Annotated in this window: 17 protein-coding genes; 9 read left to right on the top strand and 8 right to left on the bottom strand. The window is 64.4% G+C overall.

Going from position 1 to position 19704, the window contains the following annotated elements:
- The first annotated feature begins 84 nt into the window (after positions 1-84).
- Genes DJFAAGMI_RS08635 through DJFAAGMI_RS08650 form a run of 4 tightly spaced genes read left to right on the top strand, consistent with a single transcriptional unit; the run spans position 85 to position 1820 of the window.
- Entirely contained in the window at positions 85-453 is a 369-nt protein-coding gene (locus DJFAAGMI_RS08635; protein ID WP_211456835.1) for a hypothetical protein, read from the top strand.
- Entirely contained in the window at positions 450-941 is a 492-nt protein-coding gene (locus tag DJFAAGMI_RS08640; RefSeq protein ID WP_211456836.1) for a low molecular weight protein-tyrosine-phosphatase, read from the top strand. The genes DJFAAGMI_RS08635 and DJFAAGMI_RS08640 overlap by 4 nt, the downstream gene beginning before the upstream one ends.
- A gap of 12 nt (positions 942-953) precedes the next feature.
- A complete protein-coding gene (locus tag DJFAAGMI_RS08645) occupies positions 954-1493 on the top strand; it encodes a CbrC family protein (protein WP_211456837.1) in 540 nt (179 codons plus the stop codon).
- A gap of 3 nt (positions 1494-1496) precedes the next feature.
- Positions 1497-1820 carry a hypothetical protein gene (locus tag DJFAAGMI_RS08650; protein WP_211456838.1) on the top strand — a complete coding sequence of 108 codons (324 nt, stop codon included), beginning with the start codon at positions 1497-1499 and terminating at the stop codon, positions 1818-1820.
- A 17-nt stretch (positions 1821-1837) separates the two neighbouring features.
- Here DJFAAGMI_RS08650 and DJFAAGMI_RS08655 read toward each other — a convergent pair whose 3' ends face one another.
- The 4 genes from DJFAAGMI_RS08655 to DJFAAGMI_RS08670 form a co-directional block, all read right to left on the bottom strand.
- Positions 1838-2737: a DMT family transporter gene (locus DJFAAGMI_RS08655; protein ID WP_249334101.1), complete on the bottom strand. Its 900-nt coding sequence runs from the start codon at positions 2735-2737 to the stop codon at positions 1838-1840.
- 468 nt (positions 2738-3205) lie between these two features.
- Positions 3206-3445, bottom strand: a complete 240-nt coding sequence (locus DJFAAGMI_RS08660; protein WP_211456840.1) for a formate dehydrogenase subunit delta — start codon at positions 3443-3445, stop codon at positions 3206-3208.
- Positions 3445-6360, bottom strand: coding sequence for a formate dehydrogenase subunit alpha (gene fdhF / locus DJFAAGMI_RS08665; RefSeq protein WP_211456841.1), 2916 nt, complete (start codon positions 6358-6360; stop codon positions 3445-3447). The genes DJFAAGMI_RS08660 and fdhF overlap by 1 nt, the downstream gene beginning before the upstream one ends.
- Positions 6361-6370: 10 nt before the next feature.
- Positions 6371-8524: a formate dehydrogenase subunit gamma gene (locus tag DJFAAGMI_RS08670; protein ID WP_211456842.1), complete on the bottom strand. Its 2154-nt coding sequence runs from the start codon at positions 8522-8524 to the stop codon at positions 6371-6373.
- A gap of 310 nt (positions 8525-8834) precedes the next feature.
- Between DJFAAGMI_RS08670 and DJFAAGMI_RS08675 the strand changes: the two genes are divergently transcribed.
- A complete protein-coding gene (locus DJFAAGMI_RS08675) occupies positions 8835-9278 on the top strand; it encodes a MarR family winged helix-turn-helix transcriptional regulator (protein WP_043006241.1) in 444 nt (147 codons plus the stop codon).
- 82 nt (positions 9279-9360) lie between these two features.
- Here the strand turns inward: DJFAAGMI_RS08675 and DJFAAGMI_RS08680 are convergent, their stop codons facing one another.
- From DJFAAGMI_RS08680 to DJFAAGMI_RS08695, 4 genes are all read right to left on the bottom strand, one after another.
- Positions 9361-10677 carry an MFS transporter gene (locus DJFAAGMI_RS08680; protein WP_054074930.1) on the bottom strand — a complete coding sequence of 439 codons (1317 nt, stop codon included), beginning with the start codon at positions 10675-10677 and terminating at the stop codon, positions 9361-9363.
- Between the two features lie 340 nt (positions 10678-11017).
- Positions 11018-13993 carry a c-type cytochrome gene (locus DJFAAGMI_RS08685; RefSeq protein WP_211456843.1) on the bottom strand — a complete coding sequence of 992 codons (2976 nt, stop codon included), beginning with the start codon at positions 13991-13993 and terminating at the stop codon, positions 11018-11020.
- A complete protein-coding gene (locus DJFAAGMI_RS08690; protein ID WP_249334103.1) occupies positions 13990-14547 on the bottom strand; it encodes a (2Fe-2S)-binding protein in 558 nt (185 codons plus the stop codon). Before DJFAAGMI_RS08690 ends, DJFAAGMI_RS08685 begins: the two co-directional genes overlap by 4 nt.
- Before the next feature lie 95 nt (positions 14548-14642).
- Positions 14643-15800 (bottom strand): FAD-dependent monooxygenase, encoded by a 1158-nt coding sequence (locus DJFAAGMI_RS08695; protein ID WP_003051996.1) that lies wholly within the window; start codon positions 15798-15800, stop codon positions 14643-14645.
- Between the two features lie 322 nt (positions 15801-16122).
- Between DJFAAGMI_RS08695 and DJFAAGMI_RS08700 the strand changes: the two genes are divergently transcribed.
- From DJFAAGMI_RS08700 to DJFAAGMI_RS08715, 4 genes are read left to right on the top strand one after another with little or no spacing between them, the layout of a single operon-like run.
- Positions 16123-16902, top strand: a complete 780-nt coding sequence (locus DJFAAGMI_RS08700; RefSeq protein WP_283245739.1) for a maleate cis-trans isomerase family protein — start codon at positions 16123-16125, stop codon at positions 16900-16902.
- A gap of 11 nt (positions 16903-16913) precedes the next feature.
- Positions 16914-17741, top strand: coding sequence for an alpha/beta fold hydrolase (locus DJFAAGMI_RS08705; RefSeq protein ID WP_211456844.1), 828 nt, complete (start codon positions 16914-16916; stop codon positions 17739-17741).
- Between the two features lie 50 nt (positions 17742-17791).
- Positions 17792-18877, top strand: coding sequence for a 2,5-dihydroxypyridine 5,6-dioxygenase NicX family protein (locus DJFAAGMI_RS08710; RefSeq protein WP_211456845.1), 1086 nt, complete (start codon positions 17792-17794; stop codon positions 18875-18877).
- Positions 18874-19560: an N-carbamoylsarcosine amidohydrolase gene (locus DJFAAGMI_RS08715; protein WP_211456846.1), complete on the top strand. Its 687-nt coding sequence runs from the start codon at positions 18874-18876 to the stop codon at positions 19558-19560. The genes DJFAAGMI_RS08710 and DJFAAGMI_RS08715 overlap by 4 nt, the downstream gene beginning before the upstream one ends.
- The last annotated feature ends 144 nt before the right edge of the window (positions 19561-19704 follow it).

Consider the following 19704-nt stretch of genomic DNA (forward strand, 5'->3'; position numbering starts at 1 on the left):
GCTTGCCCTTCAAGCGCTTTCAGCTATCAAAATCGTTTCAGGCCGGTATAGCACCTGCCTCCTCTCTTAACGATCATCTGCCCTATGCCGTCAGACAAGCCCGCCAGCCTTGAAGAGATTCAGGCGTCCATTGCCAAGCTCAGAGTCACCGAACAGCAGCTCGAAGCCACCGCGCAGAAGTACGAGAGCAAGATGCAAAGCTCGAGGAAATGGAACTATCTTGCCGTGGCCATGGCTGTGGTGGTCTGCGCCGTGGCCTGGATCAACCAGGCCTCGCCCTGGCTGCGCTGGGGCGTGCTGCCCGTGGTCCTCTTCATGGTGCTGTTCTTCGAAGGCATGCGCCGCCTGCTGGGAGTAACCATGCAAAGCAGCATGCGCCAGCTCAAAACCCAGATCCGCACACTGGAAACCAAAATGGCCGAGGTACAAGCCACAGCGAAAGATCAGCCATGACTGCTGCCCAACCCGTTCGCGTTCTGATGGTCTGCACCGGAAACATCTGCCGCAGCCCCACTGCCCACGGCGTGCTGGAAAAAATGGTCGCGGATGCAGGTCTGCAGCATCTGGTGCAAGTGGACTCCGCCGGCACGCATGGCTATCACGTGGGCGAAGCTCCCGATGCCCGCAGCCAGCAGCATGCTCGCCGCCGGGGCTATGACCTCAGCGGGCAGCGTGCGCGGCAGCTGACGACGCAGGATTTCGACGCTTTCGATCTGGTACTGGTGATGGACAGCGCCAATGAAACCGCCGCCCGCCACCTTGCCAGTCCTGCACAGCAAGAGCGCCTGCATCGACTGACCGATTACTGCCAGCGCTTCGGCGACCAGGAAGTGCCCGACCCCTATTACGGTGGCGAGCGCGGCTTCGAGCATGTGCTCGATCTGATCGAGGATGCTTGCCAGAATCTGCTGCAAACCATCGCCCTGAATCGCCAGACCTGAATGGAGATCTCCATGGATTTGCCAGAATTTCGTCTCAGCCCCAATGCCTATGCGCTGGATCTGTTTGTGGCCGAAAGCGGTATCTGCTCCTGCTGCGGCCAAGCGCGTGAGCTCAAGTACAACAGCTCGTTTTACAGCCGCGAAGAGCCGGACTATCTCTGCCCCTGGTGCATTGCCGACGGCAGCGCAGCCCAGCGCTACGAGGGTGAATTCAACGACTACCTGGGCATTGAAGGCGTGAGCGCCGATCCCGACGAACCTGACAGCATCGTCATGGATCGCGTGCAACTGCTGGAAGTCTGCGAACGCACGCCCAGCTATCACAGCTGGCAGCAGGTGCAATGGCTGGTGCATTGCGATCAGCCCTGCGCCTTTGTGGGTTACACCGACCATACCGAAATCAAGCAGCTGGAGCAGGAGTTGCAAGCCGATATTGCCAACATGCCAGAGCGCTATCTGCAGGCCATCAGCAAGACCGGTGATCCGGTGGGCGGTTACCTGTTTCGCTGCGTGAAGTGCGGCACGCACCGGCTGCACACCGATTGCAGCTAAAGCATGAACACAGATGGCCTGCAGGTGGAGTGCAGCCACCATATCGACGCCAGTGAGCCCGATGCCGAGGGCTTTTACGAGTACTACTACGAATACGACATCTACCGCTTCACGCTGGGCAATCTGAGCCTGGTGGTGCGCAGCTACAGCGACACCAGCGCGCAGGCCAATGTGCTTCGCCTGGAGGCAGCGGATAAATCACGCGCCTTGCAGTTCAAGGACTTGCAGCGGCCGCTGCTGCTCCAGGCCAAGGCTCATCTGCACAGCCTGGGTAAACAGGATCTGCGCTGGTTCAACCCAAAATATGCGCGATATGATCCGCTTTGAGCAGGTCGCAAGCAGCTTCAGGCACCCGTGCGGCGCCCCCAGTTCATCACTGCCGTGCCCAGCACGGCCATGGCGCCACCCAACAGCATGGAGCCGTCAACGCTTTCTCCCAGCAGCAGGGCCGAAAGCAGCACGCCGATCACCGGCACCAGGGTGATATAGCCCGAGGCGGCGCCCGCGCCCAGCGATTTGACGCCCGCGAAGTACCAGGCATAAGCCAGGGCCGTGGAGCCATAGGCCATGAAGACCATGGCGGTCCAGGCCGTGCCACTGGCCTGAAATGCCGAAACCAGCCCCTGCGGGCTTTCCAGAACCAGGCTGGCGGCCGAAAGCAGCATGGCGCCGAAAATGGAAGTCACGGTGGTGGCAGCCAGTGCATCCACACCTGCCAGCATGGCGCGGCCGATCAGCGTGTAGCAAACCCAGCAGGCCACGCAGCCCAGAATCAGTATCTCGCCCGCCCCAACCGTTCCGTTGAGCAATTGCATGGGGTCGCCATGCGAGATAACCACCACGGCGCCGCAGGCCGCCAACAACATGCCCAGGGCAATGGTGATGTTGATGCGTTCCTTGAACAGCCACACGGCAAAAGCCAGCGTGACCACCGGATTGAGCGTGATGAGCAACGCCGCCTTGCCCGCAGGCAGATGCTGCAGACCGGTGAGGAAAAAGCTGGCGTAGCCGAACACCCCGGTCGCGCCTGCTGCAAACATGCCCAGCCAGGTCTTGACAGACCAGTGCCTGAGAGCACCCAGCCCGCCGGAGAAATACAGCCAGGGCAGCAACAGGGTCGCGGCCAGTAAAAAGCGCAGCGCCGATGCCGCCAGCGGCGGCATGTTGAGCGCCAGAATGCGGCCTGCCGGCCAGGAAGCACCCCACATCAGGGCCATGCCCAGAAGACGCAGATGTGCACTCATCAAAGAGCTTTTGACGGATTCGGAAGTCATGAAGATGGCCAACAAAAAAAGCCGCGGCCATTCGATCGCGGGCAGCGGCTCAGATCAGGGATCCAAGAGCGTGTTTACGATCTCTACGCAGCCGCGTTGGAGCGCAATCGGGGCGAGTTCGAAGCGATGGATCGCCGCTTGCACCGGGGTGCAAGCAAGAGACAGCGCACAGAAATCGCCCGATTTCGCTCCAACCCTCCGGGACAGTGTCTTTGCGGGCGCCCCGTCAGGGGCGATCTGCGGCGTTGCCTCACCGGCCGCGCGAATCCTCGCAATAGCACGGCTATTGCTGCGGTATCGCGCGCGGGGGGCCGCCCCCTTGCATTCCATCCCGCAAAGCCCTCTGTCGCGGCGCGAGGAGATCGTAAACACGCTCTAAAGAATATACCCGCAACACATTCCGGATGGATGCATGGCGCTGCTGTCTGGCGCACTGCGCTATGCCTGCACAGGCTCCAGCAGCGCGGCGTGCTTGTGCAACGCATCGCGCACCAGAGGCCGCAGCTGAGCGGCCTCGGAAGGCTCGTTCAAGGCCGCCAGAATGCGAAGCCGCATGCGTGGCTCCCAGAACTTATGAATATGCTGGGCCACATCATCCAGCGCCTCGTCATGCTCGGGCATGGCCTCGAAGAACTCGGCTATGCGATTGGCCATGCGGATCAAGTTGTTCACGTCCATCATTGACCTCCCATTTCCAACTGCGCCGCGGCCAGATGACCGAGCTGCTGGTCGTTGAAACGCCTGTAGCCTTGCTGCCAGCTTGAGGGCTGAGCCACAGGCAATACCTGCACGGCCGTCACCTTGTACTCGGGGCAGTTGGTGGCCCAGTCCGAGCTGTCGGTGGTGATCACATTCGCACCCGACTCGGGGAAATGGAAGGTGGTGTAGACCACACCGGGCTGTATGCGCTCGGTCACCGTGGCACGCAACACCGTCTGGCCGGAGCGGCTTTCAATGCCCACCCAGTCGCCATCGCGGATGCCACGGTCCTGTGCGTCATGCGGATGAATCTCCAGCCTGTCCTCGCCATGCCACTGGCTGTTGGCCGTACGCCGAGTCTGCGCGCCCACGTTGTACTGCGAGAGAATGCGCCCCGTGGTCAGCAGCAGCGGAAAGCGCTGCGTGACCTTTTCATCGCTGGCCACATACTGCGTGATGATGAAGCGGCCCTTGCCACGTACGAACTTGTCCTTGTGCATGATGGCCGTGCCCGCCTCTTCGGTGCCTTCATTGCAGGGCCACTGCACGCTGCCCAGACGCTCGATCCTCTCGTAGCTCACGCCCGCAAAAGTGGGTGTCAGGGCCGCGATCTCGGCCATGATTTCGCGCGGATGACCGTAGTTCATGGGATAGCCCAGCGCATTGGACAAAAGCTGCGTCACCTCCCAGTCGGCATAACCGGCCAGCGGCTGCATGAGCTGGGTCACGCGCGAGATGCGGCGCTCGGCATTGGTGAAGGTACCGTCTTTCTCCATGAAGGAAGATCCGGGCAGGAACACATGAGCGTACTTGGCCGTTTCGTTGAGGAAGATGTCCTGCACCACCACGCATTCCATGGCAGAAAGCGCTGCCGTCACATGCTGGGTGTTCGGGTCGGACTGCACGATGTCCTCGCCCTCGCAGTACAGACCCATGAAGCTGCCTTCCAGCGCGGCCTCGAACATATTGGGAATGCGCAAACCCGGCTCGGGACTGAGCCTCACGCCCCAGGCGCCTTCAAATGCGGCTCTGGTAATGCTGTCCGAGATATGGCGATAGCCCGGCAGCTCATGCGGAAAGCTGCCCATGTCGCAGGAGCCCTGGACATTGTTCTGGCCGCGCAAGGGGTTCACGCCCACGCCTTCGCGACCCACATTGCCCGTGGCCATGGCCAGATTGGCAATGCCCATGACCATGGTCGATCCCTGCGCATGCTCGGTCACGCCCAGGCCGTAATAGATGGCGGAGTTGACCTGCCTTCCCTGCGGATGATCCGCACGGCCCAATGCATACAGCCGCGCCGCACCGCGCACCAGCTCGGGAGCCACGCCGGTGATGTCGGCCGTGGCCTCGGGCGAGTTCTCCGGCCTGGCAACGAACTCCTTCCATTGCGCAAAGGACTTGGCGTCGCAGCGCTCGTCGATATAGGCATCGGCCAGCCAGCCCTCGGTGACGATCACATGGGCCAGCGCCGTAATCATGGCCACATTGGTGCCGGGCCTCAGCTGCAGGTGGTAGTCGGCCTTGACATGGGGCGAGCTGACGAGTTCGATCTCGCGCGGATCGATCACGATCAAACCGGCGCCGGCACGCCGAGCATCGCCACGCAGCCGCTTTTTCATGCGCGAGCCGAACACCGGATGCGCCGCAGTGGGATTGGCGCCGATCACCATGATCACATCGGAGTGCTCGACCGACTTGAAGGTCTGCGTCCCTGCTGACGTGCCATAGGTCTGGCCCAGGCCATAGCCCGTGGGCGAGTGACAGACGCGCGCACAGGTATCGACATTGTTGTTGCCGAAGGCGGCGCGGATCAGCTTCTGCACCAGATAGGTTTCCTCGTTGGTGCAGCGCGACGAGGTGATGCCGCCAATCGAGTCCCGGCCATGCGTGGCCTGGATGCGGCGGAATTCGCTGGCCGCATGGCCTATCGCCTCCTCCCAGCTCACTTCGCGCCAGGGGTCGGTGATCTTCGCGCGGATCATGGGTTGGGTGATGCGGTCCTTGTGCGTGGCATAGCCCCAGGCAAAACGCCCCTTGACGCAGGCATGACCTTCGTTGGCCTTGCCGTCCTTCCAGGGCACCATGCGCACCACCTGCTCGCCCTTCATCTCGGCCTTGAAGCCGCAGCCCACGCCGCAGTAGGCGCAGGTGGTGATTTCGCTGTGCTCACTCTGGCCCAGCTCGACCACGGTCTTCTCCTGCAAGGTGGCCGTGGGGCAGGCCTGCACGCAGGCGCCGCAGCTCACGCAGTCGCTGGCCATGAAGCCGTCGCCCTGGCCTGCCGTGATGCGAGACTCGAAACCGCGTCCGCTGATCGTCAGTGCAAACGTGCCCTGCGTTTCCTCGCAGGCGCGCACGCAGCGATTGCAGACAATGCACTTGCTGGGGTCGTAGTTGAAATAGGGATTGGAGGTATCGACCTCGGCCCTGGCTTCGCCCTTGAAGTGGTTGGCTCCATCCATGCCATAGCGCACCTCGCGCAGACCGACCACTCCGGCCATGTCCTGCAGCTCGCAGTCCCCGTTGGACGAGCAGGTCAGGCAGTCGAGCGGATGGTCGGAGATATAGAGCTCCATCACGCCCTTGCGCAGCTCCTGCAGCTGCGGGCTCTGGGTGCGCACCTTCATGCCAGCTTCGGCAGGCGTGGTGCAGGACGCAGGAAAGCCCTTGCGCCCCTCGATCTGCACCAGACACAGCCGACAGGAACCAAAGGGCTCCAGCGAATCCGTGGCGCAGAGCTTGGGCACCTTGATGCCGCCATCGACGGCGGCGCGCATCAGCGATGTGCCCTTGGGCACGGTGACCTCGCGGCCGTCGATATGCAGCGTGACCCGTTCCTCGGACAGGCTGGCAGGCGTTCCGCAATCGATGTTCTTCAGATGTTCCAGCATGGCTCTCTCCTCAGGCGGGGTTCACGGTCTGCACGGGCTCGATACCGAAGTCCTGCGGATAGTGCTGCAGCGCAGAGCGCACCGGATAGGGGGTCATGCCGCCCATGGCGCACAGGCTGCCGTGCTGCATGGTGTCGCACAGGCTCTCGAGCAGCGCCACATTGGCCGCATGCTCGGCGCCGCCTAGACGCGTGATGCGGTCTATCACCTCCACCCCTCGCGTGGAGCCGATGCGGCAGGGCGTGCATTTGCCGCAGGACTCGATGGCGCAGAACTCCATGGCATAGCGCGCCAGCTGTGCCATATCGGCGCCGTCGTCATGCACGACAAGACCGCCATGGCCGACCACATTGCTCTTGGCGGCATAGGCTTCGTAGTCCAGCGGATCATCCCAGTCCTCGGGCGCCACATAGCTGCCCAGCGGGCCGCCCACCTGAATGGCCTTGATGGGCCGGCCGCTGGCCGTGCCGCCGCCAAAGTCCTGCACCAGCTCGCGCAACGTCAGGCCGAAGGCTTTTTCCACCAAGCCGCCTTGCGCAATATTGCCGGCCAGCTGGAACGGCAGCGTGCCGCGCGAGCGACCCATGCCATAGCCCTGATAGAAGGCCGCGCCTCTGGCCAGGATGATCGGCACGGTCGCCAGCGTGATCACGTTGTTGATGACCGTGGGCTTGCCGAACAGGCCTTCGATCGCGGGCAACGGAGGCTTGGCACGCACAATGCCGCGCCTGCCTTCGATGCTCTCCAGCATGGCGGTCTCCTCGCCGCAGACATAGCTGCCCGCACCCTTGCGCACCTGCAGCTGGAACGCCTTGCCGCTGCCGGCCACATTGCCGCCCAGCCAGCCCGCGGCACTGGCACGTGCAATCGCCTCGTTCAGCACCGCAATCGCATGCGGATATTCGCTGCGCACATAGATATAGCCCTGCGTCGCACCGACGGCCAGCGCAGCGATCGCCATGCCCTCGATCAGGCAGAACGGGTCGCCTTCCATCAGCAGACGGTCGGCGAACGTGCCCGAATCGCCTTCGTCGGCATTGCAGGCAATGTATTTCTGCGACCCTGCTGCAGCCACCACGGTCTTCCATTTGATCCCCGCCGGAAATGCCGCACCGCCGCGACCGCGCAGGCCGGACTCCAGCACCTGCCGGACGATGGCTTCGGGCGCCATGGCCGCAGCGGCCCTGAGGCCTTGCCAGCCGCCATGGGCCTCGTAGTCCCGCAGGCTCAGCGGATCGACGATGCCCACGCGCGCAAAAGTCAGGCGCTCCTGCCTGGCCAGATAAGGCATCTGCTCGGTCAGCCCATGGCATAGCGCATGGGGGCCGCCCTGCAGCATGCCGGCATCCAGCAGACCCGGCACGTCAGCTGCCTGAACCGGGCCGTAGGCCACACGGCCCTGCGCAGTCTCGACCTCGACCAGGGTCTCCAGCCACAGCAGGCCGCGCGAGCCGTTGCGTACCAGCTCCACCGCCAGGCCTCGCGCCGCGCACTCGCGCTGCAGCGCCTCGGCCACCGCATCCGCGCCCACGGCCAGGGCCGCGGCATCGCGCGGCACATAGATACGCGCGGCAGCGATAGCTTCATTTTCGATAGCTGTCAGCGTTTTATCCGCCTTGGTTTCAAGCTGTTCCTGCTGTATCTCTGCCAGCAAGGCGTCGAGCCGGCCCTCGGTCATTCGTGCATGGACCTCGCTCTCGTCGACCATCACAGCCGGCGACTGGGCGCACAGCCCCAGGCAGTAGACAGGCTCCAGCGTCACGCTGCCATCGGCGCTCGTGCCATGGGCCAGGCAGCCCAGTGTCGCTTGCGCATGGGCGAACAGTGCATCGGCACCGCGCGACTTGCAGGCTTCGGCCCGACAGATCTGGATCAGCGTCCTGCCATGCGGCTGCTCGCGCAAATGCGGGTAATAGCTGACAACACCATGGACCTCGGCACGCGAAAGATTCAGGGCCTCGGCAATGGCCGGCACGGCAGCGCGCGGGATAAAGCCCAGCGCATTTTGCAGGGAGTGCAGCAACTCGATCAGAGAGCCCGGGCGCGATGCATGGTCGGCAATGGCGTGCTCGAGGGCTTGGCGTTCATGACCACCGAGTGCGGAACCGGCACTGGCGGCTCCGTCGAAGGTGATGGGAATGATCTTCCCTTGAATGGCTGGCATGGGTGACCCTACTGGCTTTCATTGGGGAAGCGGCGCGGTATGTTCCGCAGGCGCTTTGTCTCTCCTCCCATTTCAAGCCCTGAGCGGTAAGCCGTCAAATTCATATTCCTGATTGCACCATTCAATGCGCAAATGAGCTGACAGCCTGCGCCGATGTACCTGCACGCCCTGATGCCCCCTTTGCTGTACATGCTGCTTTGACGCGGTTTTGCAGCGTCTTGCCCATGCACATGGCTTGTCGCAAATCACGGTAATTGGCGTGATTTTTGGTAAGCTCACGCGAACCATGATTCAGCAGCCGCCATCAGCCATGACGCCACAAGATGGCTATCACTTTTCGGACCAGATCGGGCACCTGCTGCGACGCGTCTATCAAAGGCATGCCGCGCTTTTCCAGCAGTACATTCCCGACTCTCAGCTTACGGCGGCGCAATTCGTGGTGCTGTGCTCCGTGCGTGACAACAAAGGCAGCTCGCTCGCCGATATCGTCAAGGCCACGGTGATCGATCAGGCCACCATACGCGGCGTGGTGGACCGGCTCAAGCAGCGCGAGCTGGTGCATGTGGAGCATGACCGCACGGACCGGCGCAAGGTCGTCATCAACCTTACCGAAGCCGGTCAGGATCTGGTGCACGACATGGAGCCCTTTGCCAAGCAGATCACCGAAAGCACCTACGGCAAGCTCAATCCCGCGGAGCGTCTGGCGCTGGATTTCCTGCTCAGAAAAATGCTGGAAGGCAGCGACTCCGAATGAGTTGCTGCAGCCCCAAAAAAAGCAAAGGCCAGAAGGATTAATCCTTCTGGCCTTTTTGCTGAACCGACCGCTCAGACCGTCATCAATCCAGCGCCCGGTTGCGCGACTCCACGTCCACCGCCCAGATCGACAGCGCACCACCGACCAGCATCGCCGACAGCACGGCCAGAGCCATGGTGAAATGGGTGGCCATGAGGGGCGCAATGATCGCCGGGGCGAACAGGCCGCCGAAACGCGCCACAGCACCTGCCATGCCCATGCCGCTGGCACGCAGGTCGGTCGGGTAGACCTCGGGCGTGAAGGCATACAACGCGCCCCAGGTACCCAGTAGTGAGAAGCTCATCAGCAGCGTCGATCCGATCACCACGAAGGGCGAGGAGCCCAGGCTGTACAGCATGCAGCCTACGGCACTGAGCAGCAGAAAGCCGATAAGCGTAGGTTTGCGGCCCCAGCGCTCGACGCCGTAGGCCGACAGCGCAAATCCTGGCAGCTGCACCAGCGCCAGCACCACCAGGAAGACCTGACCACGCATGAAGGCGAAGCCTTCGCTGCTGAGCTTGACGGGCAGGTAGACAAAGACGCCGTAGTAGGCGATGGAGATCAGCGCCCATGCCAGGAACAGCGAGAAGCTGCGGCGCCGCAGATCCTGCGAGAACAGGGCGAAGAGAGACTTGCGCTCCTGCTTTTCAGGCTGCAGAGCCGGAATGTCGACCGCGTTTCCGTTGACCTTGGCCACCCGTTGCAGCACCTTGCGCGCCTCTTCGGACTTGCCGTTACGGTTCAGGTACATGGGCGATTCAGGGATGTAGAAGCGCAGCACCACGCCGATCAGCGCCGGCAGTCCGGTCACGAAAAAGATCACGCGCCAGGCATCCTCGCCCCAATAAACAGCTACCAGCGCCAGGATGGCCAGGAAGATGGTGCCTACAGCCCAGAACGACTCCAACAGCACCAGCCAGCGGCCACGGCGGTCGCTGGGCAGGAACTCGGCCATCATGGTGTAGTCCACGGGCAGCGTTCCGCCCACGCCTATGCCAGTGATGAAGCGAAGCACCAGCAGCCAGGCGAACTCGGGTGCAAAGGCCGAAGCCACTCCCGCAAAGGCGTCGATCACCACGGCCATCATCAGTACCGGACGGCGGCCTATGCGGTCTGCCAGTCTGCCGAAGACGAAGGCTCCGATCAGCATGCCGATGAAGAAGAAGGTGCCGGTCTGCAGCGCCTCCGGCACGGTCTTGCCGAAAGTCTTGGCAATGGACGGCGCACTGAAACCGATGGACAGCACCTGCATGGCGTCCGCCAGCCAGACCAGGCCGAAGATCACGAACAGCCGGTACTGAAACTTGCCCACACCCGCAGTCTGGATGCCTTTTTCCACTGAAATATATGTAGATGACATGCAGGGACTCCTTTTTTAGTCATCGCAATTGTTGAATCTGTCTTCTCGCAAGCACCGCCATTCGGCCTCGGCCTATTCGTGCAGTGCTTTCCACCCATCACACATCCAGAGCGAACCACTCCCTCGGCGCCATTTCCATGGACCGATGAAAAAGATTCCAGATGTCGGTATCTGCATCCAGGCGATGGGCACATTCCGTACGGTCGGCATAGCGATAGCCCGTCCGTGGCTGTCCATCCCCTGTCCCCAGCATCAGATGTCCGGACCCGGCCCCTGGAGCGATTCCAGGGCAAGAGATCCATATCCGCGGCACCGCCCATGCCGCCGCCCGCCGCAGCCCCTAGGGCGCATGCGCCTGCACCTGCGCTCGCAGCCGCTTAATCGTCTTCGTATCGTCTGGCCAAGCTTTTTCCTCCGGTGCAAATCGTTGACGCAAATATCCGATCAGGTCCGCAATCTGCCTGTCGTCCAGGCTGTCCCTGAAGCCGGGCATATAGCCCAGCGCATCGTCGGCGGGTGTCTGGATGCCGTTCAGGATGACCTGGAGCAGGTTGTCCGGGCTTGCGGCATGCAGGTTGGTGTTCAGGGCCAGCAGAGGCTTGACGCCGAACAGCGTGGGCCCGCTGCCCGCCTCATGGCAGACCGCGCAGGCGTTCTGGTAGATGCGCTCGCCGTTGACCTGGCGCACCATCTCCGGGGCCGGCGTGGCCACGGGGGCGGCCACCGTTGTAATCAGAGGAGCGACGGGCGCGGCCTGAGCCGGTGCGGACTGCGCATCCTGTGCCGCCTGGCCCGGCAGTTCCGTCAGATAGGTGGCCATGGCGCGCACATCGGCTTCCGGCAACTGGGCCAAGCCGTGAATGACGGGCGCCATGGGCCCCGCCGCCACGCCATGGCGGGCCGAGAAGCCCGTGCGCAGGTACTGGTACAGCTCTTCGCGGCTCCAGGGCAGCTTGCCGCCGGCCAGCTGGTTGAGCGCAGGGGCGCTCCAGCCTTCGGCCTCGCCGCCGCCCAGATAGCGGATGCCGCTCTTTTCGGCCCCCAGCGCATTGCGCGGCGAGTGACAGGCCGCACAGTGGCCCGCGCCTTCGACCAGATAGGCACCCCGGTTCCATTCGGCGCTGCGCGCGGGGTCGGCCTTGAAGGGCGTGGCGTCGTGGAACAGCAGATTCCAGCCGGCCATGGCCGGGCGCAGGTTGTAGGGAAAGGCCAGTTGCGTCTCGGGTGCCTTGGCCTTCACGGCGGGCTGGGACATCAGGTAGCCATACAGGGCCTGCAGGTCTCCATCGCTGAGCTTGGCAAAGGCCGTGTACGGGAATGCCGGATACAGCTGACGTCCATCCTGGTGGATGCCGTGGCGCATGGCGCGCTCGAAGGCCGCATAGGACCAGCGGCCGATGCCTGTTTCGTTGTCGGGCGTGATGTTGGTGGAGTAGATGGTGCCGAACGGCGTCTCCAGCCCCAAGCCTCCCGCATTGGAGGCACCGCCCGGCGCCGTATGACAGACCACACAGTCGCCCGCGGCAGCCACCAGGCGGCCGCGCTCCAGGGCCTGGGGCGAATAAAGGGAGATATCTGGCCCGTCGGTCAGCGGCAGGGCCGGCTTCAGCGGCCAGGCCATGGCAGCCATGCCGGCAAGGCCCGCGGCGCCTGCAGCCAGCCAGCCCCAGCCACGGCCGGACTTGGCAACGGATGATTTGCCCGCGCCCTCGCCGGCCAGCGCCAGGCGCAGTTGTTCGGGCCGAAAGGGCACTTCGCGCAGGCGCACGCCCGTTGCTTGGTGAATGGCGTTGGCAATGGCGGCGGCGGCGGGCAGCGTGGCCACCCCGTCCAGCGCCAGACCCCCCTGGCGGATGGGTCCGACATCGCCGCGCGCATGCTGCGCCAGATCGTTACCAGGCTTGGCCATCACATCGAAACCAGTAGCGGGAGCGACGGAACCAGTCCAGTCGTCGAAGGCAGGAGCCGTGCCCAGCAACCTGCGTGCATCGGCCAGCAACTGCGGGTCCTGCTGCACGATTTCGGGCCGCGTACTGGCCGCCTGGGCCGCATGCAGACTGCGACTGTCATGGCCGGCCACCACACGGGTCACCTCAATCTCGCCGGTGAGCGGATGCACGGCCACCTCGGCCACCCATGCGCTCCAGGCATGCAGGTCGGCGCCCTGAGCATCCAGAGTCTGCAGCTGGGCAGTGGCAAAGCCTCGACCCAGCAGGCGGCCATCGGTGTCTTGCGGAATGTCGTCCTGCGGTGATACCTGCGCACGCTCGGCCACCTGCTGCGCGAGATCGCGCACCGGGCCTTCGGGCAAGTGCTGCAGGCGCCACTGCAGTGGGTCATGCCCCAGACCCAGGGCCTGCTCATGCCAATGGCTTTCACGGGCAAAGACTTGGGCGGCATTCAGATCGTCGACACCGGCATGCCGCAGGCTGGCCACCACCTTGCGCTCGCGCACTTCGCCGGCATCGAGCACGGTGGCCAGAGCGGCGGCTCGCGTCAAACCGGGCTGGCTCAGCAGGCGCGCCATGCTGGGGCGCACGGCCCAGGGGGAGTCGGACAGCAGCAGTTGGGGCTGCGGCGATGCAATGCCTTCATGGGCCTGCACCATCGTGCCGGCTTCAAGCGCCTGCGAATCCTGCGCATCCACACGCAGCACAAGCTCGCGGCTACTGCCGGCACCCGCAGCCCCGACCTCGCAGGCCACGCTGACGGGCCGGCCCACGGCATGGGACAGCAGGGCCGCATCGGCAGCCGCATCCATGAGGTCCAGCGGATGCACGCCGCCAGAGCCCAGGGCCGGCACGCTGAACAGCCGCAGCGCTGATTCCTGGCACTGCAGCAGCGCGACCAGTTCACGGCCGATCATCTGGCGTACGTCGGCTTCGCACTGCGGCAGCCAGAGGCTGACATGACCGTCCAGGCACCACGCAGCCACGCGTGCCGTGCCGGAACCTGCGCTCGCACCGGCCATGCGCCAGACATAGCGGCCGGTATCGATCGACTCGTGCGATTCCTGCAGTCCGGGAGCGTGAGAGACAGGGCGAGCCGACAAGGCCGCCTGCCCGTCCTTCCATACAGGTACCAGGCTGGCAAGCGCCTGCCGCGCATGGACGGGCGCCACGGCCACCACGCCCAGAAAATGCTCGCGCTGCACGGCGGCCACCACGCCGGCCATGGTCTGCGCCTGGTCCAGCCGCGCATGGGTGGGCACGCTGCCTTGGTAGCGCAGCCCGTCCCAGGCCGCGACAGGTGGGCGCAGCGCCAGGCCATGCAGCAGGTCGGAAGGCAGGACGGGGGTGTTGTCGACCGTGTTCATGGCTGGTCCCCGCCCGCGCTGGAAGATGGAACGCCGCAGGGCGCCTGCAGCGCGGCCCGTTCCGCACGCAGCTGCACGGCGCGCAGGGCCGCCTGCATGATTTCCACATGCGTGCCGCAGCGGCACAGGTTGTGGTGCAGCTCGTTGCGCAGCTCCTGCTCGGTGGGGTTCGGGTTGCGACGCAGCAAGGCCTCCACCGTCATGATCATGCCGTTGAGACAGTAGCCGCACTGAGCGGCCTGGCAGTCAATGAAGGCCTGCTGCGTGGGGCCCGGACACTGGCGCGATCCCAGGCCTTCCAGCGTGGTCACTTCTCGGCCCACAGCCGCCTTCACGGGAATCACGCAGGAACGCGCGGCCACACCGTCGATCAGCACCGTGCAGGCGCCGCACTCCCCCAGGCCGCAGCCGTATTTGGGCCCGTTCAGCTCCAGGTCATTGCGCAGCACATGCAGCAGCGCCGTCCCTGGCGCGGCCGGCACTTCGCATGCGCGTGCATTGACCTGCAGGAGGACGAGGTGAGAGGGACTGCTTGAATGAACTGGGATTCCCATGGGACGAGGCTCTTGCAACTGCGGTTCAGGATGTCGGTGTTCTGCTGCCAGACGGGAGAGGGATATCCATCCCCTGTCCGGCAGGGCAGCGAGTATCAGGCAGCGGCCTTGACCCTGGGTTCAACCAGGGGCACGTTGAACACGTCGTAGCCGAAGCACCAGGACGGATCTTCGTTGGTACGCAGCCAGGTGTTGTCGTGCGAGATGCGCTGTACCTTGCTGGCGCGCTCGGCACGGTTGGCCTCATACAGCGCGAAGGCCAGCTCATGGTTGTGCGCACCGACTTCCTTGAGGCAGCGCGCCAGCATGGCGCCGTCCTCGATGGCCATGGCCGCGCCCTGGGCCATGTGGGGCTTCATGGGATGGCAGGCATCACCCAGCAGCACCAGGCGACCACGGCTCCACAGCGGCAGCGGATCGCGCTCCAGCAGCGACCATTTGGTCACTTCCACGGTGGCGTCGATCAGCGCCTGCACCGTAGGGTGCCAGCCCGAGAAGGCCTCGCGCATTTCTTCCTTGCTGCTGGGCAGCCAGCGGTCGTCGAGGTCCCACTTCTCGACCGGAACGCCGGTCACGTAGTACAGCTCGTCAGCCTTGCCGGTGACGAAGTAGGTCATCATGTGACGGTCATCGCTCCACCACTTCACGCAGGCGTCGAAGGGCAGCATGCCGGCCTTGACTTCGGGCGTGGGGAATACGGCGCGGTGGGCCAGGTAGCCGGCGTACTTGGGCAGCTCTGGGCCCAGCAGCTCTTCGCGGATGCGGGAGTTCACGCCATCGGCACCGATGACGATGTCGGCCTCTTCGGTCGTGCCATCGGCGAAGTGCATGAGCACCACATTGCCCCGGTCCTCCACCTTGGTCAGGAACTTGCCATAGGCCATCACGCTGTCGGGCAGGGCCTCGATCAGCAGCGCATGAAAGTCGCCGCGGTGCACGGTGAGGTAGCTGGCACCGTATTCCTTGACGGCGTAGTCGCCCAGCGGGATCTGGGCCAGCACGTCGCCCGTCTGCCAGTGGCGGCTGTACCAGTAGTCTGGGTGGGAGCCCTGCTCGTTGAGCGCGTCCTCAATGCCGATGCGGCGCAGGATCTTCATCACATTGGGACCGACGTGGATGCCGGCTCCCAGACGAGAGAAGCTGGGCGCCTGCTCATAGACGCGGACATTGAAGCCTTCCTGGAGCAGCAGCTTGGCAGCAGCGGCCCCGCCGAGACCGGCACCGACAACGGCGATTCGAGGGGATTGAGACACAGTTTTTCTCCTTGCAGGAATGTTGAAAGCCAGACGGGGCAACCGTTGCTTCGGCGCGTCCATAAATGCTTGAGAGCAGGAAGCGTGCCAGGCAACAAAACACTTAATTCAGGTGTATGCACTTAAATTTCCAAAATCACGCATGCACCATGGAGCGGCAGAATAAATTGAAATTCAACATTTTTGGTGCAAATTTCGCACCAAATAAGTACAAACACCGAGAAAACTCTCAATTGCAAGTCGGCATATCTTTTGCAAGAATAAAGCGTACACACTCAGTTGATTCTGATCAGAAACCCTCAAAACTCTGCAAAGGCAAGTCATGACCAAAACGTTCCGCATCGGCCAGATCGTCCCCAGCTCCAACACCACCATGGAGACCGAAGTGCCAGCCATGCTGCAGGCCCATTCCACGCTGCGCCCCCAGGACCGCTTCACCTTCCACTCCAGCCGCATGCGCATGAAGAAAGTGGTGAAGGAAGAGCTGGCCGCCATGGATGCCGAGAGCGACCGCTGCGCGCTGGAACTCAGCGATGCGCGCGTGGATGTGCTGGGTTATGCCTGCCTCGTGGCCATCATGGCCATGGGCCACGGCTACCACCGCGTCTCGCAGGCCCGACTGACCGAGCGCACGGCCAGCAACGGCGCCACCGCGCCCGTGATCACCAGCGCGGGTGCGCTGGTGGAGGCGCTGAAGGTCATGGGTGCCAAGAAGATCGCCCTGGTCGCCCCCTACATGCTTCCCCTGACCGAGCTGGTCAAGAACTACATCGCCGCCGAAGGCTTCGAGGTGGTGGACTGGCGTGCGCTGGAAATCCCCGACAACCTCGACGTGGGCCGCCACGACCCATCCAAACTGCCCGGCATCGTGGCGGGCATGAACTACGCCGACGCCGACGTGATCGTGCTGTCGGCCTGCGTGCAGATGCCCTCGCTGCCCGCCGTGGCCCAGGTCGAAGCCGAAACCGGCAAGCCCGTGCTGACCGCCTCCATCGCCACCACCTACGCCATCCTCAAGGAGCTGGGCCTCGACCCCGTGGTGCCGGGCGCAGGTGCGCTGCTATCGGGCGCCTACCCCTACGACACAGCGGCCAAGGCCTGAGGAGAAACCGCATGACCAGCACATTTCTCTACGGCGGCAACGTCCACTCCAACGGCATACGCCAGCACTATCTGCGCTACGGCGGCGCCGATGGAGAGCGCGCGCAGCGCGACGCCGTCATCCTGATCCCCGGCATCACCAGCCCGGCCGTGACATGGGGCTTCGTGGCCGAGCACCTGGGTCGTCAGTTCGACACCTATGTGCTGGACGTGCGCGGCCGTGGTTTGTCCTCGTCCGGCCCGGGCCTGGACTATGGACTCGATGCCCAGGCCGCCGACGTGACCGCCTTCGCCCAGGCACTGGGACTGCAGCGCTGGGCGTTGGTCGGCCACTCCATGGGCGGACGCATTGCCGTGCGTGCCGCGCGCAGCCAGCCGTCCGGACTCACGCGCCTGGTAATCGTCGACCCGCCGGTGTCCGGCCCGGGCCGCCGCGCCTACCCGGCCGCCCTGCCCTGGTATGTGGACTCCATCCGCCAGGCCACACTGGGCATGGATGCCGAAGCCATGCGCGCCTTCTGCCCCACCTGGACAGAAGAGCAGCGCCAGTTGCGTGCCCAATGGCTGCACACCTGCCATGAGCCCGCCATAGTGCAGAGCTTCGAGGACTTCGGCCGCGACGATATCCATGCCGACCTGCCCCGCATCAAGCACCCGCTGCTGCTGGTCACGGCCGAGCGCGGCGACGTGGTACGCGGCGAGGACGTGGCTGAGTGGCAGGGCCTGGCACCCCAGACCGAGCACGTGCGCGTGCCCGGTGCCGGCCACATGATTCCCTGGGACAACGAGGCTGGGTTCTATGAGGCCCTGGGCGATTTCCTGGGTGCACGGGTGAACTGAATGCCCGCTCGCCGCCTCTCCCCTCTCATCGCGACACCAAGGAGCCGACCATGTCCGTCAGCGATATCGATCTGATTCACGCCTGGAAGCAGGTGCTTACGCTGTCCCGCCTCGAAGCCGGCCAGACCGTCACCGTGCTCACAGGCGCCGACACGCACCCGCAGACGCTGCGCTGCGCCATCGCCGCCTCCAGTGAGATGGGCGCGCGCGTCAATCGCCTGGACCTGCCGCCCGTCAACGCCGAAAAATCCCTGAGCCGCGACTCTCTGGCCTACCTGGGCACAACGCCGCTGACCGGCAACCCGGCCGCCATCGCCGCGCTCAAGGCCAGCGACCTGGTGCTGGACCTGATGACCCTGCTGTTCTCACCCGAGCAGCACGAGATCCTGCAGACCGGCACCAAAATTCTGCTGGCCGTGGAGCCGCCCGAGGTGCTGTGCCGCCTGGTGCCCACCGAGGCCGACCGCGCGCGCGTGCAGGCCGCATCCAGGCGCATCGAGGCCGCCGGGCAGATGCACATCACCTCGGCTGCCGGCACCGATCTGCGCTGCCGGCTCGGCGACTTCCCGGCCATCTGCGAATACGGCTTCGTGGACCAGCCGGGCCGCTGGGACCATTGGCCCAGCGGCTTCGTGCTGACCTGGCCCGACGAGGGCCAAAGCAACGGCCGCGTGGTGCTGGACCGGGGCGACATCCTTCTGCCCATGAAGGACTACGTGACAGAGCCCATCGAACTGGTCATCGAAAAAGGCTATGTCACGCGCATCAGCGGCGGCCTGCAGGCAGACATCCTCAAGGAATACATGGCCTCCTACGAGGACCCCGAGGCCTATGCCGTCTCGCACATCGGATGGGGCCTGCAGCCACGCGCCCACTGGTCCATGCTGGCCCACTACAACAAGGAAACCCACATCGGCATGGACGCACGTGCCTTCGAGGGCAACTTCCTGTGGTCCATGGGTCCCAACAACGAAGCGGGCGGCAGCCGCACCACAGCCTGCCACATCGACATTCCCATGCGCCACTGCACGGTGACCCTGGACGGCAAGCCCACGGTCATTCACGGCGTGGTGCAGGACGAGGAAGGACTGGCGCGCGCCGCCAGAAGGGCAAGCCAAGGAAAGGACATCGCATGACAAACACCACCACCAGCCAGGCCACCGGCACGCAAAGCGTGCCTATCGAAGGCGTGCAGGGCGACATCTCCGCCTACGCCCGCCAGGGTTTCGGCACGCCGCTGCCGCTCAAGGCACCCTTCGGCCTGCTCATCATCGACTTCGTCAACGGCTTTGCCGACCCGGCCGTATTCGGCGGCGGCAACATCCCCGAAGCCATCGCCCAGACGCAGCAGCTGCTGGCCCATGCCCGCGCGCGCGGCTGGCCCGTGGCGCACAGCCGCATCGTGTTCTCGGACGACGATGCCGACCACAACATCTTCTGCCTGAAGGTGCCCGGCATGCTGACCCTGAAGGAAGACAGCCCCGAAAGCGCCATCGTGCCCGAGCTGGCGCCCGCTGCCGGCGAGTACGTGGTGCGCAAGAGCACGCCCTCGGCCTTCTTCGGCACCATGCTCGCGCCCTGGCTGGCCCAGCGCGGCGTGCAGACCCTGGTGGTGGCCGGCTGCGTGACCAGCGGCTGCGTGCGCGCCAGCGTGGTCGATGCCATGCAGTCGGGCTTTCGCCCGCTGGTGGTGGCCGACTGCTGCGGCGACCGCGCCCTGGGCCCGCACGATGCCAACCTGTTCGACATGGCCCAGAAGTACGCGGCCGTGATGCCGCTGAGCCAAGCCATCGCTGATACGGATGGATTGACCCCCTGAGCGGCTTCGCCGCTTCCCGTTGCACGGTGCCCCAAGGAGGTCGGCTCCCTCGGTACGGGCGGCGCGGCCGGCGTACGCCCTTCCTCAGCGCCTCTCGCTTTGGCACTGCCAGATCGTGCGCGGTCATCCCCGCTGACACCATGG

This window comes from Comamonas brasiliensis (assembly GCF_018292285.1).
GTDB classification, from domain to species: Bacteria; Pseudomonadota; Gammaproteobacteria; order Burkholderiales; family Burkholderiaceae_C; genus Comamonas; species Comamonas brasiliensis.

Bases quoted from the DNA above. Each gene is read 5' to 3' on its own strand.
- DJFAAGMI_RS08650 (WP_211456838.1), top strand. From the start codon at position 1,497: ATGAACACAGATGGCCTGCAGGTGGAGTGCAGCCACCATATCGACGCC.
- DJFAAGMI_RS08710 (WP_211456845.1), top strand. From the start codon at position 17,792: ATGTCCGTCAGCGATATCGATCTGATTCACGCCTGGAAGCAGGTGCTT.
- DJFAAGMI_RS08705 (WP_211456844.1), top strand. From the start codon at position 16,914: ATGACCAGCACATTTCTCTACGGCGGCAACGTCCACTCCAACGGCATA.
- DJFAAGMI_RS08655 (WP_249334101.1), bottom strand. From the start codon at position 2,737: ATGAGTGCACATCTGCGTCTTCTGGGCATGGCCCTGATGTGGGGTGCT.
- DJFAAGMI_RS08690 (WP_249334103.1), bottom strand. From the start codon at position 14,547: ATGGGAATCCCAGTTCATTCAAGCAGTCCCTCTCACCTCGTCCTCCTG.
- DJFAAGMI_RS08645 (WP_211456837.1), top strand. From the start codon at position 954: ATGGATTTGCCAGAATTTCGTCTCAGCCCCAATGCCTATGCGCTGGAT.
- DJFAAGMI_RS08675 (WP_043006241.1), top strand. From the start codon at position 8,835: ATGACGCCACAAGATGGCTATCACTTTTCGGACCAGATCGGGCACCTG.
- DJFAAGMI_RS08640 (WP_211456836.1), top strand. From the start codon at position 450: ATGACTGCTGCCCAACCCGTTCGCGTTCTGATGGTCTGCACCGGAAAC.
- DJFAAGMI_RS08660 (WP_211456840.1), bottom strand. From the start codon at position 3,445: ATGGACGTGAACAACTTGATCCGCATGGCCAATCGCATAGCCGAGTTC.
- fdhF (WP_211456841.1), bottom strand. From the start codon at position 6,360: ATGCTGGAACATCTGAAGAACATCGATTGCGGAACGCCTGCCAGCCTG.
- DJFAAGMI_RS08635 (WP_211456835.1), top strand. From the start codon at position 85: ATGCCGTCAGACAAGCCCGCCAGCCTTGAAGAGATTCAGGCGTCCATT.
- DJFAAGMI_RS08670 (WP_211456842.1), bottom strand. From the start codon at position 8,524: ATGCCAGCCATTCAAGGGAAGATCATTCCCATCACCTTCGACGGAGCC.
- DJFAAGMI_RS08680 (WP_054074930.1), bottom strand. From the start codon at position 10,677: ATGTCATCTACATATATTTCAGTGGAAAAAGGCATCCAGACTGCGGGT.
- DJFAAGMI_RS08685 (WP_211456843.1), bottom strand. From the start codon at position 13,993: ATGAACACGGTCGACAACACCCCCGTCCTGCCTTCCGACCTGCTGCAT.
- DJFAAGMI_RS08700 (WP_283245739.1), top strand. From the start codon at position 16,123: ATGACCAAAACGTTCCGCATCGGCCAGATCGTCCCCAGCTCCAACACC.
- DJFAAGMI_RS08715 (WP_211456846.1), top strand. From the start codon at position 18,874: ATGACAAACACCACCACCAGCCAGGCCACCGGCACGCAAAGCGTGCCT.